We start from the raw sequence: 18,186 nt of genomic DNA, 5'->3' as shown, positions 1-18,186 counted from the left end.
AACTGAAAATAAGGTCACGAGTTGCAGGTCTCAACCGCTCGCAAATCAGTCATCTTTTAGCATTTTTTTGATGTTGTCCTCATTCTGGTAGGACGATTGTATTTTTATTAACCCTTGATTAATCGCATGTTTACAAGCTTCTCTTATGTTACCTGTTGCAAGGCTTGCTGCGGGCGCATTATCAATGGCTTTGAGATACACCCATTGACTGCTTCGCTCTTTAAGACTAATTTCACGCGCTAGGTTCGTCGACATTAACAATACATCTAACAACTCTTGGTCGTTAATCGCGGTGTAAGCTCTAGGCAAGAATGGGTAGTCAGCGATGCCCATGCGAATTGTTCGGTTGATATTACGCTTCGGTTCAAAGTTGGTAATCCAAGATTGAATCTTTTTAAACATCGCCTCGGGTGACGAATCTCGGTCTGAGTTAGGTTCGATGTAAAGCAGGTTCGCGTCGGAGAAATGATAGACACGAGCTGGGCCTTCAAGCTTTGATTTTAGGAACTCACCGAAAGCGTCTTCTAACTCTAGACCCGCTTTATAACCGTTCTGCGTATACATGTTACGTAGGAAAGGTAAGTCAATCATCACGAAGCGCAGACGGTCATTCAATGGTTCATGAATGAGCTCGCCAAGTTGCCACTGTTCGAAGGTCTGGCTGGTTTGTTCTAGTGAGTTGGACAGCTTCGCATTCAGCATTCTGAGATTAGGCAGCTTAGAACGCGAGTGTGTAAACAAGTCTGTTCGCAGTGAGTCGACTTCTTTGGCCAAGGTTTGAATGAGGTAACCACGGCGCAGCACAAAGAAGAACAAGATAATGCTGAACAAAAATAGGGCGAACGATATTTTCTGGAACTTACGATGTTCCAGTTTGTACTTTTCTAGCTCTTGGGCCTGTCCGGCATAATGCAGAGTTTGCTCGGCGAACTCTTTCTGTTGGCGGAAAGCATCTTCACCAACGCGGTTCAGCTTCTGTTGTTCTAAAGAAACCAAGCTATTGTACTGCTTAAGGTTTTCTAAAGCCTGTTGCGGTTTTCCTGCCTGTTCATAACCCAAAGAGAGTAAGTAGTATGAACGCTGCGAAAGGCGCATATTCTCAACCTGGCGCGAGATCTCCAGTGCGCGAGTGGCATGTTTAATCACATCCTCACTCTGCTGAAGGTGATAAGCGAGCCCTGCAGAGAGCAATGCAGCACGACCTTCTAGCTTGGGAATATCTGTGTATTCAAGCAGTTCAAGGGCGCGTGTTAGGTATTGCTCGGCCAATGGGTAGTTATAAAGACGCAGATAGGTTGCCGATAAACTGAGTCGAATATCAATGACTTGGTGGATATCTCGGTCAGTACTTTCGTGATCAAGAACGTTGAAGAAATGCACGAGGGCAAGGTTGTATTTGCCTTGGAAGAAGTACACATCACCCATTTTCTTAAGCACTTGCGCTAAGACGGGCGAATTTTCGAAGTTATCATAAAAATCAGCGGCTTGAGAAAGGTGTTCTAGCGCTTTGTCTAAAACTTGTCGCTCGAAGAAAAGCTGCGCAAGCAGGCGGTTTACTTTAGCCAAGCGTGAGCTCAGGTTGCCTTCTACTGATTTCCAGTAGCCATACAACAATTCAGAGAGCGCGTGGTTATATTCTTTGTGGGTCAGGTAAAACTCACCAACAGAGATATGGTAATCGATGGTGACTTTTTCAGAGTAGCGCTGATCTAGGAACGTTTTTGCCTCTTGGTAGTACTTTTCGGCTTCGTCGATTTTGTTTTCATAAGAGGCGATCTCCGCCTTCAACATGATTAACCGATAGGTGATGCCTTCCGTTAGTCGCAGCGTTTTGTTGACGGATTCTAGGCTCGCTTCAATACTGGCGAGTTCAGTTTTTGCTTTCGTCGACTTTTTATCACTGAGCCAAAGCAATCTAACTTTCAGTATTTGCAGATCAAGCTTCAGATATTCAAGTTTATAAGTCTTCGCAAGTGCAGAGGCTTCTTCGATGTGCTGAATGGCAGTGTGAGTATGGCCAAGGTTGTACTCAGCCTTCGCTAAGATTTTGTAGGCATCGATGCTGCTGTTTGGCGTTCGAATCGAAGAGTCAGTCTCTTCGCGAGAAATCGCTGATGGGCTTTTCTCGCGTTGATCAGAAAGGACACGCAGCGTTAGGTAACTGTTGGCCATTTGTTTTGCTTGGCTCGGCTCAATCTCTACAAGGTTGTTAGCCTCGTTGAGTAACGCCGACGAGTAGACCGACGCATTGACCGATGTACTGAAGCTTAAAATAAATAGACTAACAACGTATAACCAACGCATTTCAATGTCCCTTTAAAGATTGGATAGTTTCAAATAAGAGTAAGTGCTTTGCGCCTGATTATTGGCGAGCCATACGCTTATTGTGGCTTGGTCTATCTTGCTCTGTTGAACGGTATGGGTTGATATCCAGACCACCACGACGCGTGTAACGTGCGAACACGGTTAGCTTCGATGGCCCACAGTATTTCATGATATCAGTGAAGATACGTTCAACACATTGTTCGTGGAATTCATTGTGCTCACGGAAAGAAACTAAATAGCGTAGCAGAGCTTCACGGTCAATTTGCTTACCTGAATATGCGATCTCAACGCTGCCCCAATCCGGTTGGTTGGTGATCAAACAGTTCGACTTCAACAGGTGGCTGTGCAGTGTTTCTTCAACATCTTGCTCTCCAGCAGCCCCTTCAAGCAGTGACGCTTCAAAATCGTAGCTGGCGATTTGGATGTCTTGGTTGTCGATACAGTCGCCTTCCATCGTTACGATAGGCTGGTTGGTGTAATCCGTTACTGAGTTTACGTTCACAATCACCGTTTCGCCCGCACATGCCGACAGATCTTGAGTAAGACGTTCAGTGACTTGGTTCCAATTTTCAAATTGAGTCTGGTTGTAGCTGTTCAAGTAAAGCTTGAAAGATTTTGATTCAATTAAATTTGGGCTGGTTGCTGGGATGAAAACTTCACCCACAGCCACTTGTGGTAGGCCGTTGCTGTTTAGCCACGAAAGTTCGTACATCGTCCAAATATCATGGCCAACAAAAGGCAGGTCACCGTTTAGCGCAAGGTCATCACGATTCAGGCTACGAGGTACTGGCTGCAATAAACTTGCATCGTATTGGTTAGAGTACTCAGTTTTTTGGCCTAGGGTTAAACCCGCTAGCTCTTTTGCGTCAGAATATTTGCTCATACTTTCGTTTCAAATTCGATTAGAATGGGGTCGATTTTACTGAATCCCCATTACCCTGTCATTAAGTCATCGCTTAATCGGCACGGAAAGGTCCCCGATTCTATTTATTATTTTGTGTTTAGGAGATTTTCATGACTCAACGTGCTCAAGACGCACTACTTTCTTTTAGTCAGCGATACGTTGACGCGTGGCAACTGCAACACCAAAGTTTACCTCGCAATGAGGAGTTGGTGGATATTGTGTCGCCTTGCGTAGAAGAAAAGAGCGGCGATGCCGTGTTATGGAAAAACTATCCACGTGAGCAATTCGCTGATTTCACTAACGTTGAAACAGGTATCGAGTTGACGCTGCATGAAGACATCAAAACTTTCTACGGCGCACAATACAGCGCAGATATGAACGCAACCTTTGATGGTAACGATCTGACGTTATTACAGATTTGGAGTGATGAAGACTTCGAATGCCTGCAAGAAAATATTTTAGGTCACCTAGTGACCCAACGTCGTTTGAAGTTAAAGCCAACAGTTTTCATCGCAGCGACTGACGCTGAATTGGATGTTATCTCTATCTGTAACCTGACGGGTAACGTGATTCTAGAGCGCTTAGGCACCAAAAATCGTGATGTACTAGCCGAGACATTGGCAGAATTCTTAGAAAAGTTACAACCAGCGGTATGATGTGATCTCATCTCATGTACCGCTTAGTGAAGCACCACTTCGAGCAAACTCGAAGCGTAACGTCGTCAACCTAAGTCTAGGTTGACGACTGAGTGTATTATTGGTTAACTTTTTATCCAAAGTTTATAAAAATCACTGTACCCTGACTTATCGATATAAAGCCCATTGACTTGTTTCGCTTGGACAACCTCTTCTTTTCCCCAAAAAAGTGGAAGCAAAACATCTTCAGTACATAGTTGATCAAACATCTTGATCAGCTGTTGCTGCTGCTCTTTAGCAACTAACCGCTGATGTAGATTTGATGCATGTGTTAAAAGCTGTTCGTAAGGGTAGATAAATCGAATCGCAGTACTAGTTAACATCCACTCATAAAGACCATACTCCAAAGGCTGTTCAACAACTTCTTCCACAAAAAGAAGGTCTGCTTTGTCCCGAATCATTTCTGGTGCGCTAGCATTAGATAAGATAACGACTTCTACCGATATACCTGTTTCGGATATCTTTTGAATTATCCAGTTAGAAATATTTTCAAGGTACTTGATTGTCCATTTAGGATGCGCGAACACTAAATTTCCATTCAAAATAGGTGTCGAAATCGGATTTATAGAGCATGACGAAGATTCATTTAGTGTCATAGGATGTAAATTTTCGCTTACGCTATATTGATTCCGAATTGATTTTAGGTACTTAAAAAGGTTTTGGATGATGCTGGGGGATATATCACTATTATTACGCATGTTGTATGCCACGTACGAAAAGGCTTGAATTAGGTGATTTTCCGTTTCGAGATCTGGGTGATTGTAACGTACAAGGTGCTCAATTTTGCTTTCTTGATGTGAGAGTGTGATTTCTTGAAGTAAAGCGCTTTTAGAAAAATAATGCGGGTTTTTTCTTAGTATTATTTTGTCTTGATCCCAACAAGATAGTGAAAATGGACCAGTACCTATTGGTATAGCTTTCTTCTTAGAAAAGGAAATATTGCGGCTGGTAATGATCGAAGCATTAGCTATAGCGAGACAGTACAAAAAAAGAGGGTTCTCACTTTCTAACAGCATGCAAACAGCTCCTTCAGATTCTGAAAAATAGATATCTTCAACTTGCTGGAATAAGAGGTTAACTGGGCCTCGAGTGTTTTTGAGTACTTTTAGGCTATAGATTACATCATTTATAGTTAGAGGGAGGCCATCATGGCAAGTCACCTCTGGTCGGATCCAGAGGTAAATATGTTTTCCTTCGACTTTGTAATCATATGCTAGTTGTGCCTCTAATTTTCCCTGCTTATTCACTATAAGTAAGGTGTCGTAAAGGCTACGAGTTACTTGCAGCTCTGAAAATCGGTAAGTTAAAGTGGGGTTTAGTTCATCAACCCAAGGGTATTGGGATATCACTAGAGAATGCGACTTTTCTTTGTTCCTATTGGCCTCTAGCATCGCATGGTTCAGAGCATTGGCCGCTATTTCTTGATGGGTACACAAGATTTTAGCAATGGCATCAAAGTTACTTGATACGAGTTCACGACTAAGAGTTTGATAGATAGCTTGGTACATCGACACAGTTATTTGTATTGTGCTATTTTTTCCTCTCCCTATACCTGGTTTCCATAAAATCCAATTGCAATCTCCTAAGATTTTTAGAATATTTGAAGTGTTACGTCGAGAGGTGGCAAAGACATTTTCTAGATCGTCTAAGTTTACATCATAAAGTATTGAATGCTCATAGTGGCTCAATAATTGGTTTAGCCTACGAAGGCATGTCTCAGTCATGTTTTGATCGCCGTATAATGTTTTTCTTTGGCTTTGGTGTAAATTTAATGCAAGCGTGGAACTATATTTTAATTAACCTAAATGTAGTTTAGGGAGTACATGTACATTTCCGTTTATATTGTTAAATTTTACAGGTAGCAATGAGGTTGCTTGTATGTACTGTTAGTTTCATATTGTTTTTTACTAATGATAAGGTAGTGATAAAAGTGACTGTTTATAATTCATAGTTAATAAAATTAATATGTCTGTGTTGTTTTGTTGATTGTAATAAATATATTGATTACCAATATTTTAATGTTTATTTCGTTAATTTCTCAATATTGAGACAACAGATGGAATGCAGAACATTCCATCTTATTGAATTAATGTGCTTTGGGAAGAGTTGTAAATATATTCCACTCTTCTTTTACTTCACCTTTATACCCTACGACTGTGGCTGTAACCTTTCTATTTAGAGCATGGCTAATTTCATCAATACCTGGTGAACTTAGTTGAGTATCACCGAAGCCTATAATCCTTATTCGACTTTCTTTTATACCTAAATTTATTATTTTGTTACGAACTTGTTTAGCTCTACGTGTTGATAGAGTCATGTTGTATTGGTGGTTTCCGACGTTGCTGGCGTAACCTTGAATCTCAATTGCGGTATTCGGATACTGCTTTAAAAAGTTAACCATACCTTCGATTTGCTGATCATAAATTGAATTTATTGTATCGGAGTCATTATTGAATAAGATTCGAATAACATATGAATCCTCTGTCTCAACAAGGCTGCCACATCCATCATTGTCTATCTCAGCAAATTGAGGGGTATCTGGACAAAGGTCTCTTTCATTTATGACCCCATCACTATCTTGGTCAAACTGGTCTGCAACTTGACTTACACTAGGGGTTGGGATGTAACTAATCTCATCACTTGCTTGAATGTTAAAAGTAAAAAATAGAAAAGACCAAAAAATGGTTTGTTTGTACATTAGTAATCCACCTTATCTGTCCACTCTTTGGGTAAGTTAACTCTCAATGCATTCAATAGGTTGCCTGTGGAGGTAAGGACTCTATATTTTGCGTATTGTTCGGAATATTTGGCTTCTACGTAACCTTTTCGTGACTCGAAAAGTTCATTTTCAGTATTCAAAAGATCGAGCAAAGTACGTTTGCCTATTAAGTATTGTTTTTCGTAAGCAATGACGGTTTCGGAAGCTGAGTCCACATGATCTGCTAGGAACACCTTTTGTTGAGATGTCATTTCTAAAGCGCTCCAAGACAGTTCTAGCTCTTCTTTAACTGCGCGATATGCTCTCTCCCGTAAATCTTTGGCTTTGTTTAATTGGTAAGCCATTTCTGAACTCTTAGCTGAATCTCGACCTCCATTATAAAGATTATAATTAAGTCGTATCATCGCTGTTGTTTCATCGCTACTACCTTTTATTCCTCCAGCATCCTCCTTCCAGCTCTGTTTAGCTTCAAATGAAAGGGTTGGAAAGTAGTTCGACTGGCTTTGTTTATATTGAAATTTCGCAGACTCAACATCCACTTGTGATATTTTAATAACAGGATGAGATTCATAGGCTTGCTCTTGAGCTAGCTCTAACGTTAATGGGATAAAGTTTTTATCGGCTCGAGGAAAAACAAGTGACTGAGGCGCTTCGCCAACAAGGCGAATGAAAGTAGTTTTTGAGTCAATCAAGTTGTTTTCAGCTGCGATTAAATTACTGTGAGCTTTTGCTAGACGTGCTTCTATTTGAGTAAGATCGGCAGTTGAACTGATACCTGAATCAGTACGCTTTTTTATGTCGATGTATATCTTTTCGTGTGTCGCAAGATTACTTTCCGATAGAGCGAGAATCTCAAAGCCTTCAATAGTCTCAATATAAATTCTTACTACGTCGAGTGCTGTATTTTGTGCATTCGATAATAGCTGTAGTCGAATTGATTCGGCATCTGCGGAGACACGATCAATATCATTCAGAGTTTTTGAACCATCCCATATCAACTGATTTAGCGTAAGAGCTGCTTCTCTACGTGTCATTTCAGTTGATCCGCGAGCGATTCCGGAAGCCGGATTAATTGCTTCATATCCTATCCCTGCATCTAAATCTAAGCTTGGTTTATAGGCTCCTGTAGAGGCATCAATTAAATAGCGTTTGCTTATATATTCATTAAACGCACTTTTTATTTCTGGATTTGTAGCAAAGGTTTGCGATATCGCTTGCTCTAACGATTGTGCCCAAGAAGGTAGTGGTAATAAAAGCCCACAGCACAGTAAGCTACAGTAAATTAGCTTCAAAGAAATTCTCCAATTTGTTAATAATATTTAAATCATTATTTGTTTTTATTGATTTAGGTTGAATGACCATGCTTAAGGGGGGGCATTCATTTTTTAGGCTATTTCAACTGACAAACTTATTTTTAATCGAAAAATATATGTCACTTCTTCGATTGTTAATGTCTTAATAAAATATTATTGTTTGAATAAAAATAAAACAAATTTAAAACATGAAAATTTAGGCCTATAAAAGTGCGTGTTTTATAAGGGCTGTTTGATGATAAATTACCCAGTTATTTTTATTGTCAATAAATGAGCTTGTTGTGTTGGGTTTGATTGATGAATCTAATCGATGATTTCTAAGGGGTACGAGCAGTGGTCGACAGAATGAAGTTAGCAGTAGAAACGCATGTTGTTATTGGTTTAGATGGTAAAATTAAAGTAGTCGAACCTGGACAGCAGTTATTTCCTGGTGAAATTATTGTCGAAACCTTTGACGGTAATAAAGAACCTGAAATTACGTTTGTTGATCAACACGAAAATATTGACATATCACCTGATGTTATTGCGTTATTCAATGCTCTTGAAGACGGCTTAGATCCTACTTTATTGGGGAGTGAATTTGCAACCGCGGCTGGAGATGTTAGTGGCTCTAGTTTGATAACCTCTGGAAGTATTGAAAGGGATGGGGTGGAAGTTTTAGCGAAAACGTTCTTTGAGACCAAGGGGCTGACTGAAGCTCAACAAGTCACGTTGAACACTGTTTTGAATTCTACGATTGATGTTATTCCTGAGTCAGTAGCCGCTATTATCACTGGAAGTGATAAAGGTGATTTACAAGAAGATGTAACCCTAACCACCGGTGGCAACCTCAATGTTGACGATCCAGATTTAGACGAAGCGGTGTTTACCGCGCAGACCGATGTTCAAGACGGCCACTACGGCACGTTCAGTATCGATGCGGACGGTGAGTGGACGTACACACTCAACAATGACCACGCGGATGTCCAAGCGCTGGATGCCGACTCGACTCCAATTGTTCGCACGTTCACGGTCGCGACTGCAGATGGCAGCACGCATGAGATTGCCGTGACCATCACGGGCTCAGACGACGCGGCGGTTATCACCCCAAGTGTTCCGGGTGATGATAAAGGCGCAGTGCAAGAGGACGTAACCCTAACCACGGGTGGCAACCTCAATGTTGACGATCCAGATTTAGACGAAGCGGTGTTTACCGCGCAGACCGATGTTCAAGATGGCAACTACGGCACCTTCAGTATCGATGCAGACGGTGAGTGGACGTACACGCTCAACAATGACCACGCGGATGTCCAAGCGCTGGATGCCGACTCGACTCCAATTGTTCGCACGTTCACGGTCGCGACTGCAGATGGCAGCACGCATGAGATTGCCGTGACCATCACGGGCTCAGACGACGCGGCGGTTATCACCCCAAGTGTTCCGGGTGATGATAAAGGCGCAGTGCAAGAGGACGTAACCCTAACCACGGGTGGCAACCTCAATGTTGACGATCCAGATTTAGACGAAGCGGTGTTTACCGCGCAGACCGATGTTCAAGATGGCAACTACGGCACCTTCAGTATCGATGCAGACGGTGAGTGGACGTACACGCTCAACAATGACCACGCGGATGTCCAAGCGCTGGATGCCGACTCGACTCCAATTGTTCGCACGTTCACGGTAGAAACTGCGGATGGCAGCACGCATGAGATTGCCGTGACCATCACGGGCTCAGACGACGCGGCGGTTATCACCCCAAGTGTTCCGGGTGATGATAAAGGCGCAGTGCAAGAAGACGTGACGCTAACGACCAGCGGCAACCTCAATGTTGACGATCCAGATTTAGACGAAGCGGTGTTTACCGCGCAGACCGATGTTCAAGATGATAACTACGGCACGTTCAGTATCGATGCAGACGGTGAGTGGACGTACACACTCAACAATGACCACGCGGATGTCCAAGCGCTGGATGCCGACTCGACTCCAATTGTTCGCACGTTCACGGTCGCGACTGCAGATGGCAGCACGCATGAGATTGCCGTGACCATCACGGGCTCAGACGACGCGGCGGTTATCACCCCAAGTGTTCCGGGTGATGATAAAGGCGCAGTGCAAGAGGACGTAACCCTAACCACGGGTGGCAACCTCAATGTTGACGATCCAGATTTAGACGAAGCGGTGTTTACCGCGCAGACCGATGTTCAAGATGGCAACTACGGCACCTTCAGTATCGATGCAGACGGTGAGTGGACGTACACGCTCAACAATGACCACGCGGATGTCCAAGCGCTGGATGCCGACTCGACTCCAATTGTTCGCACGTTCACGGTAGAAACTGCGGATGGCAGCACGCATGAGATTGCCGTGACCATCACGGGCTCAGACGACGCGGCGGTTATCACCCCAAGTGTTCCGGGTGATGATAAAGGCGCAGTGCAAGAAGACGTGACGCTAACGACCAGCGGCAACCTCAATGTTGACGATCCAGATTTAGACGAAGCGGTGTTTACCGCGCAGACCGATGTTCAAGATGACAACTACGGCACGTTCAGTATCGATGCAGACGGTGAGTGGACGTACACACTCAACAATGACCACGCGGATGTCCAAGCGCTGGATGCCGACTCGACTCCAATTGTTCGCACGTTCACGGTCGCGACTGCGGATGGCAGCACGCATGAGATTGCCGTGACCATCACGGGCTCAGACGACGCGGCGGTTATCACCCCAAGTGTTCCGGGTGATGATAAAGGCGCAGTGCAAGAAGACGTGACGCTAACGACCGGCGGCAACCTCAATGTTGACGATCCAGATTTAGACGAAGCGGTGTTTACCGCGCAGACCGATGTTCAAGATGGCAACTACGGCACCTTCAGTATCGATGCAGACGGTGAGTGGACGTACACGCTCAACAATGACCACGCGGATGTCCAAGCGCTGGATGCCGACTCGACTCCAATTGTTCGCACGTTCACGGTAGAAACTGCGGATGGCAGCACGCATGAGATTGCCGTGACCATCACGGGCTCAGACGACGCGGCGGTTATCACCCCAAGTGTTCCGGGTGATGATAAAGGCGCAGTGCAAGAAGACGTGACGCTAACGACCAGCGGCAACCTCAATGTTGACGATCCAGATTTAGACGAAGCGGTGTTTACCGCGCAGACCGATGTTCAAGATGACAACTACGGCACCTTCAGTATCGATGCGGACGGTGAGTGGACGTACACACTCAACAATGACCACGCGGATGTCCAAGCGCTGGATGCCGACTCGACTCCAATTGTTCGCACGTTCACGGTCGCGACTGCGGATGGCAGCACGCATGAGATTGCCGTGACCATCACGGGCTCAGACGACGCGGCGGTTATCACCCCAAGTGTTCCGGGTGATGATAAAGGCGCAGTGCAAGAAGACGTGACGCTAACGACCGGCGGCAACCTCAATGTTGACGATCCAGATTTAGACGAAGCGGTGTTTACCGCGCAGACCGATGTTCAAGATGGCAACTACGGCACCTTCAGTATCGATGCAGACGGTGAGTGGACGTACACACTCAACAATGACCACGCGGATGTCCAAGCGCTGGATGCCGACTCGACTCCAATTGTTCGCACGTTCACGGTCGCGACTGCAGATGGCAGCACGCATGAGATTGCCGTGACCATCACGGGCTCAGATGACGCGGCGGTTATCACCCCAAGTGTTCCGGGTGATGATAAAGGCGCAGTGCAAGAAGACGTGACATTAACGACCGGCGGCAACCTCAATGTTGACGATCCCGATTTAGACGAAGCGGTGTTTACCGCGCAGACCGATGTTCAAGATGACAACTACGGCACGTTCAGTATCGATGCGGACGGTGAGTGGACGTACACACTCAACAATGACCACGCGGATGTCCAAGCGCTGGACGCCGACTCGACTCCAATTGTTCGCACGTTCACGGTAGAAACTGCGGATGGCAGCACGCATGAGATTGCCGTGACCATCACGGGCTCAGACGACGCGGCGGTTATCACCCCAAGTGTTCCGGGTGATGATAAAGGCGCCGTGCAAGAAGACGTAACCCTAACCACGGGTGGCAACCTCAATGTTGACGATCCCGATTTAGACGAAGCGGTGTTTACCGCGCAGACCGATGTTCAAGATGACAACTACGGCACCTTCAGTATCGATGCGGACGGTGAGTGGACGTACACACTCAACAATGACCACGCGGATGTCCAAGCGCTGGATGCCGACTCGACTCCAATTGTTCGCACCTTCACGGTCGCGACTGCAGATGGCAGCACGCATGAGATTGCCGTGACCATCACGGGCTCAGACGACGCGGCGGTTATCACCCCAAGTGTTCCGGGTGATGATAAAGGCGCAGTGCAAGAAGACGTGACGCTAACGACCGGCGGCAACCTCAATGTTGACGATCCCGATTTAGACGAAGCGGTGTTTACCGCGCAGACCGATGTTCAAGATGACAACTACGGCACCTTCAGTATAGATGCGGACGGTGAGTGGACGTACACACTTAACAATGACCACGCGGATGTCCAAGCGCTGGATGCCGACTCGACTCCAATTGTTCGCACGTTCACGGTAGAAACTGCGGATGGCAGCACGCATGAGATTGCCGTGACCATCACGGGCTCAGATGACGCGGCGGTTATCACCCCAAGTGTTCCGGGTGATGATAAAGGCGCAGTGCAAGAAGACGTGACATTAACGACCGGCGGCAACCTCAATGTTGACGATCCCGATTTAGACGAAGCGGTGTTTACCGCGCAGACCGATGTTCAAGATGACAACTACGGCACGTTCAGTATCGATGCGGACGGTGAGTGGACGTACACACTCAACAATGACCACGCGGATGTCCAAGCGCTGGACGCCGACTCGACTCCAATTGTTCGCACGTTCACGGTTGCGACTGCCGACGGCAGCACGCATGAGATTGCCGTGACCATCACGGGCTCAGACGACGCGGCGGTTATCACCCCAAGTGTTCCGGGTGATGATAAAGGCGCCGTGCAAGAAGACGTAACCCTAACCACGGGTGGCAACCTCAATGTTGACGATCCCGATTTAGACGAAGCGGTGTTTACCGCGCAGACCGATGTTCAAGATGACAACTACGGCACGTTCAGTATCGATGCGGACGGTGAGTGGACGTACACACTCAACAATGACCACGCGGATGTCCAAGCGCTGGATACCGACTCGACTCCAATTGTCCGCACCTTCACGGTAGAAACTGCGGATGGCAGCACGCATGAGATTGCCGTGACCATCACGGGCTCAGATGATAAGCCTGAATTTGTCAGTGGCAACAACGACTCGCATGGCCTAAACAGTTTGGGACTCGTTGATGATGATGTTTATTCATTCTCTGTGCTTGAAAATAGCCCAGGTCAAGCTGTTGGTCAGGTCGGGGCATTTGACATCGATAGCGCAAGTCAATTGACCTATTCTCTGAACAATCATACCGACCTCTTTCAGATTGATGCTGTATCTGGTGAAATTTCGTTGAAATCTGGTGTATCACTCAACTACGAAGACAATGAAAGCTACAGTGTAGATGTGCTCGTTGCCGATGAGTCTGGAGAGACAGATACCGCTCAAGTACATATAAAAGTCGGTGACGTTAATGAAGGTCCAACCGCTCTAGATGACAAAGGCATTACGACTGAAACCAAAACATTAGATTCATCGAACTGGATAACCAGCAACGATATCAAAGTCGATGTCTATGTAATTGACAGTGTAACTGGAGAAAAAGTTGCAGATGCAACTTTGGCAGATTACACCGGGGATGGTGACAATAAGTACGGTGTACATTCTGATCTTGATAACCCTTCTGATCGTGTTCAATCTGGCCAAATTGGTTACGATGATGCAACTCAGAAGAGTGAAGCGATGAGTTTCACTTTTGCTAATAATCAACTTGCTAATCATGCTCAAGTTGAAGTTAAAAACTTATGGACAGATACAAACAATGGAAGCTGGGAACCAGGTATTGAGCAAGGCGTATGGAAAGCCTATTTTGAGGGTGAATTAATTGCAACAGGCATATTTGAAGGAAATCGTGGTGGTAGCCAATTAGTTTCTATTGATGCCTCCGGACGGTACTTTGATACGATTGAGTTGTCTGCAATTGGCTACAAAGATGGGGTTATTGACCCTAAAGGTTCCGAATATTTCGTTACTGAAGTGTCTGCTGATTTGACGTCTTTCGATAGTAATTATCACACACACGGAACCGGCCTATTAACTTTAGATGTGCTCACCAATGATAGTGATCCAGAAAACGATGAGTTAACTATTGTTGATTATCCACAGGCGGACTATATAACGCTTCAAAACGGTCAATTTGTTTTTGATGCAGAAAAGTACCTAGATAGCTTACCGTTAACAGAGCAATCATTAAGTGCAGGTGAAGTTAAAACTGTAGAGTTTGAGTACACTATTCAAGATGAGGATGGGTTGCAGGATACGGCCAGCGTCACCGTTACCATAATCGGAGAATCTATTTCACTTGATAATGAATCAGTTACTCTTGAAGAATCTGACTTAGGTGCGAATCAGACCGTATTTGTCGAAGGTGAACTTGATGCAGATCTTGGTTCAGCGGAAGACGCGGAGTATCGATTCGATAGTACACAAGATCTTTCTGGTTTAACGAGTAACGGTCTGGTAGTCCAGTTTGAACTTTCTCAAGACCAAACAGAATTTAGTGCGTTTACTGAGGTTAATGGTCATCGAGTTGATGTGCTTTCGGCAAAGATTGATCAGGTTACTGGTGAGTATCAAGTATCGCAACATGCGGCACTTGACCATCTAGAACAGGGTAATGATTCATTGATGCTTGATTTAAATATCTCGCTAGATGTCGGTCATCAAGTGGAGCAAGCTCAGCTAAATATTGAAGTGGTTGATGTTGTTCCTGAAGCTGGGGTTCATCAACATACGATAAAAGATGTTCAACCTCAGTCTAACTCGGTCGTGATTGCACTAGATGCATCTGACTCTATGAAGGATACCGTTCTGGATTCAAATGGCGTGCAAACGACAAGATGGGATCTTGCACAAACTTCAATAAAAAGTATGTTTGAGAAATACCATGAACTGGGAGATGTGAAGTTCCAAATTGCTACTCACTCTGGTTCTCCAAGCGGTAAAATCTCTAGTTGGATCGAGTCAGAGCAAGACATTACAGATTTCTTTGCTACTGTATCTCCATCTGGTTGGACACCCTATTATGAAGCGATTGAGCAGGTTGAAGACATTGTTTCAGCTGATAGTTTTTCTAGCCAAGTCGCGGGTTCTAATACCCAGTTGTACTTTATCTCTGATGGACAGCCTTCAGATTTCAGTGGCTGGACTCGTCAAGATTTCTATTCCTCTCAAGCTCGAACAAGCTTAATGGATGACTTAGACCCGACGCATTTTAGCAGCCAATCACATTATGATGACTTGTTAGCTGGTCGAGTGGCGCCGACAGATGCCGAAGAAAAGTTGATTCTCGAATTAGCGATGGAAAATGGAGTGTCAGCTAATGGGCATACCTTTAATAATATTTGGGCGCTTGGTATTGGCGATAGTGCTTCTTTGAATTATCTCAAACCAGTGGCGACTAGTTCTGGTTCTGCATTAGTTGTTGACGAGTCAAATGTAGAGAATGTTTTAGTGACTACCGTTCCTGGTGAAGTTCAAAGTGATGTTTTTTCACAAGTTGGCGGTGAAATTCAATGGGTTAATTCTATTGAAATCAAAGGTGAAAATTACCAGTTTGATAAACAAACAGGCACAGTATCGAAAACGGGTGTTAATGGGATATCTTCACAAGTTTCTGAACATTCTCTGCTTGAAGTAGAAACGAACTTTGGCCAGTTAACGATTAATTTTGAAAATGGTTGGTATGACTATAAAGCGAATAATGTCGATGGTGATCAAAGTGAAAGCTTTGCATTCAAAGTCATTGATGCTGATGGTGACATTGCAACTAACGATATTACAATAAATATCAAAGACGGAGCCCCAGAATTTATTTCTCCAAATGATGAAGATCAGATTCGAGGTTCTGATGGACACGGCTTAGCAACCACCGACACCATTAGTTTTGACGTTGCTGAACATGAAAGCGGAATTTTGGTTGGCAAAGTTGCAGCATTTGACCCTGACAACGATACGATCACTTATACCCTTAAAGGGGATGATAGTGACAAATTCCGCATAGACAGTAATACGGGAGATATTTGGTTAAAAGATTCAGACGCTTTAGATTTTGATCTTTCTTCAGCTCATGAATTGATCGTAGAAGCTAGTGATGGCAGCGACTTAGATCAAACTACAGTTACTCTGAATGTCGTTGAAAATAGGGCGCCGGAGAACACCGCAGTAGTTGGTTTTGCTGAAGTAGAAGAGAAACCTATCAATAAGATTACAGTTGTGTTTGATGTTTCTAGCAGTATGACACGGACTTTTGATGGGACGAATACGTATAGAGATAATGACTTACCGGATGAAGTTCTTGCTTCACGTACAGAGTCAAGAGCGTATAAGGCAGCAGAAGCTCTACATGAAATGGTTGAAGATCTAATACAACAAGGTGGAGCTTCAAATAGCTACATTCGCTTGGTTAAGTTTGCAGGTGAAACTGAAGAGCAAAGTTGGTTTGAACTTGGTGACGTCCTTGAGATGACACGTCCGCCGGAACTGGATGGACGTGAACCGACAGACATTACTTATCTGACGGATGTCAATAAGTATGTGAATGAGTGGTGCTGGATCGACAATAGAGGAATGAACACCGATTACAATGATGCCTTGGAAGCCGTAATGGAACCAAGTGATAGTTCTAATAGCTTCCCGTGGCAGGATGGCCTAAACGCTCAAGGTGAACTGGATTGGGATCTTTTACTTAAAGAGCAGCCAATCGAGAGTCATGATTCGATCTTCTTCATGTCAGATGGAGCTCCGAACCCTAGAGACGGGGCTGTGGTTGCTGATGACCTAAGTGACCGCTGGGAGCAATATGTTCAAGATAACCAAGCTTCTGTTTATGGTATTGGTATTGCGACGCGTGGTGACGAAAATGTTGCGGATGCAATGAATGGCATTACTGATACTGTCGTATATGTAGACTCTGGAGAAAGTTTAGGACAACTGCTTAAACATTATACGCCGGAGCCTATTGCTGGTGAGTTATTGTCGGGTAGCTTCGACCCCGATGGTGATACGCTACAGGTGTCTACTCAAGCTAATGACTTTAGATTGATGAATACCGAGTTTATGGGCTTTGATACGCCACCCGATGTGACCTCTTCTGTTGCTAGTGAAAATGGTGTTCTGAGTGTGACAACAGAGTTTGGTGTCTTGGAAGTATACTCAAACGGCAGTTATAACTTTACCCAAGACGAGAACTTTAATTTGTCGAATGGTCAACAAATAAATATGAATTTTGCTTTTGAGGTTACGGACGGTAAAGGGCAAAACAGTGACAATGTATTTAGCTTAGTTCTAACCGAAAAAGGATCAACCCCTGTCATTCAAGATAGTGTGACACTCTCTGGCGATGAGTTAGGTAATACGATTCTTGGTTCTGAAAGTATTGATATTCTACTCGGCCAGCAAGGCAGTGATACCTTACATGGCAACCAAGGAGATGATTTTTTACTTGGCGGTGAAGGTGATGATGTGCTCATTGGTGGCTTAGGTAATGACATATTGACGGGGGGAGAGGGCAAAGACACTTTTGTCTTTGAGCAAGGCTCAGTGGATGGTTTGTCACGCGATACAATTACTGATTTCACTTTTGGTCATGACAATATTGACCTCACAGACCTTCTTGACCTGACTGGAGATGATGTTGCTGATATGGAAGTGCTACTAGAGCATGTTACAGCCTCATTATCTGCGGATAGTAATATTGAGTTAGCGATCGAATCGGAATCTGGCCAATCTGTTACAGTTGGGATGACCAACTTAGATTTATCAGGATTTGATATGAGCGCTATGTCAACATCCAATGAAATTGTAGAACAGCTGTTCCAACAACAAACTTTTACGTAAAAAGTGGTTTAGTTTGTGTTGAATGAAGTAGAAAGCCAACCTCTTGGTTTTCTACTTGCTTGACGATAATATGTTCATTACTGTGACGCCCATTTATAACTGCCAGCTCTAGTTTTTCAAGCTGTAAGGTTAAGCCATAAGCGAATGTTTATTTGATTCAGAGTCATCCGTATTATTAAGCTA

Annotated in this window: 7 protein-coding genes; 2 read left to right on the top strand and 5 right to left on the bottom strand. The window is 44.5% G+C overall.

The window, feature by feature from the left end:
• Positions 1–45 precede the first annotated feature (45 nt).
• Positions 46–2,304, bottom strand: coding sequence for a tetratricopeptide repeat protein (locus QUF19_RS13325; RefSeq protein WP_286294586.1), 2,259 nt, complete (start codon positions 2,302–2,304; stop codon positions 46–48).
• A 58-nt stretch (positions 2,305–2,362) separates the two neighbouring features.
• Positions 2,363–3,208: an NADPH-dependent 7-cyano-7-deazaguanine reductase QueF gene (gene queF / locus QUF19_RS13320; RefSeq protein ID WP_286294585.1), complete on the bottom strand. Its 846-nt coding sequence runs from the start codon at positions 3,206–3,208 to the stop codon at positions 2,363–2,365.
• A 131-nt stretch (positions 3,209–3,339) separates the two neighbouring features.
• On the opposite strand from queF, the gene syd reads away from it, so the two are divergent.
• Positions 3,340–3,885, top strand: a complete 546-nt coding sequence (gene syd / locus QUF19_RS13315) for a SecY-interacting protein (protein WP_102435099.1) — start codon at positions 3,340–3,342, stop codon at positions 3,883–3,885.
• Between the two features lie 104 nt (positions 3,886–3,989).
• On the opposite strand, the gene QUF19_RS13310 is transcribed toward syd, so the two are convergent.
• From QUF19_RS13310 to QUF19_RS13300, 3 genes are all read right to left on the bottom strand, one after another.
• Positions 3,990–5,648: an ABC transporter substrate-binding protein gene (locus tag QUF19_RS13310; protein WP_286294584.1), complete on the bottom strand. Its 1,659-nt coding sequence runs from the start codon at positions 5,646–5,648 to the stop codon at positions 3,990–3,992.
• Between the two features lie 362 nt (positions 5,649–6,010).
• On the bottom strand, positions 6,011–6,622 hold the full coding sequence (locus QUF19_RS13305) for an OmpA family protein (protein ID WP_286294582.1): 612 nt from the start codon (positions 6,620–6,622) through the stop codon (positions 6,011–6,013).
• Positions 6,622–7,935 (bottom strand): TolC family outer membrane protein, encoded by a 1,314-nt coding sequence (locus QUF19_RS13300; RefSeq protein WP_102435096.1) that lies wholly within the window; start codon positions 7,933–7,935, stop codon positions 6,622–6,624. The genes QUF19_RS13305 and QUF19_RS13300 overlap by 1 nt, the downstream gene beginning before the upstream one ends.
• A 366-nt stretch (positions 7,936–8,301) precedes the next feature.
• Here QUF19_RS13300 and QUF19_RS13295 point away from each other — a divergent pair, with 366 nt between their 5' ends.
• Positions 8,302–18,003 (top strand): VCBS domain-containing protein, encoded by a 9,702-nt coding sequence (locus QUF19_RS13295; RefSeq protein ID WP_286294579.1) that lies wholly within the window; start codon positions 8,302–8,304, stop codon positions 18,001–18,003.
• The last annotated feature ends 183 nt before the right edge of the window (positions 18,004–18,186 follow it).

Source organism: Vibrio sp. FE10 (assembly GCF_030297155.1).
GTDB lineage: Bacteria > Pseudomonadota > Gammaproteobacteria > Enterobacterales > Vibrionaceae > Vibrio > Vibrio apostichopi.
Note: the sequence above shows the minus strand (reverse complement) of the source record. Positions and strands in the feature narration are given on the sequence as shown.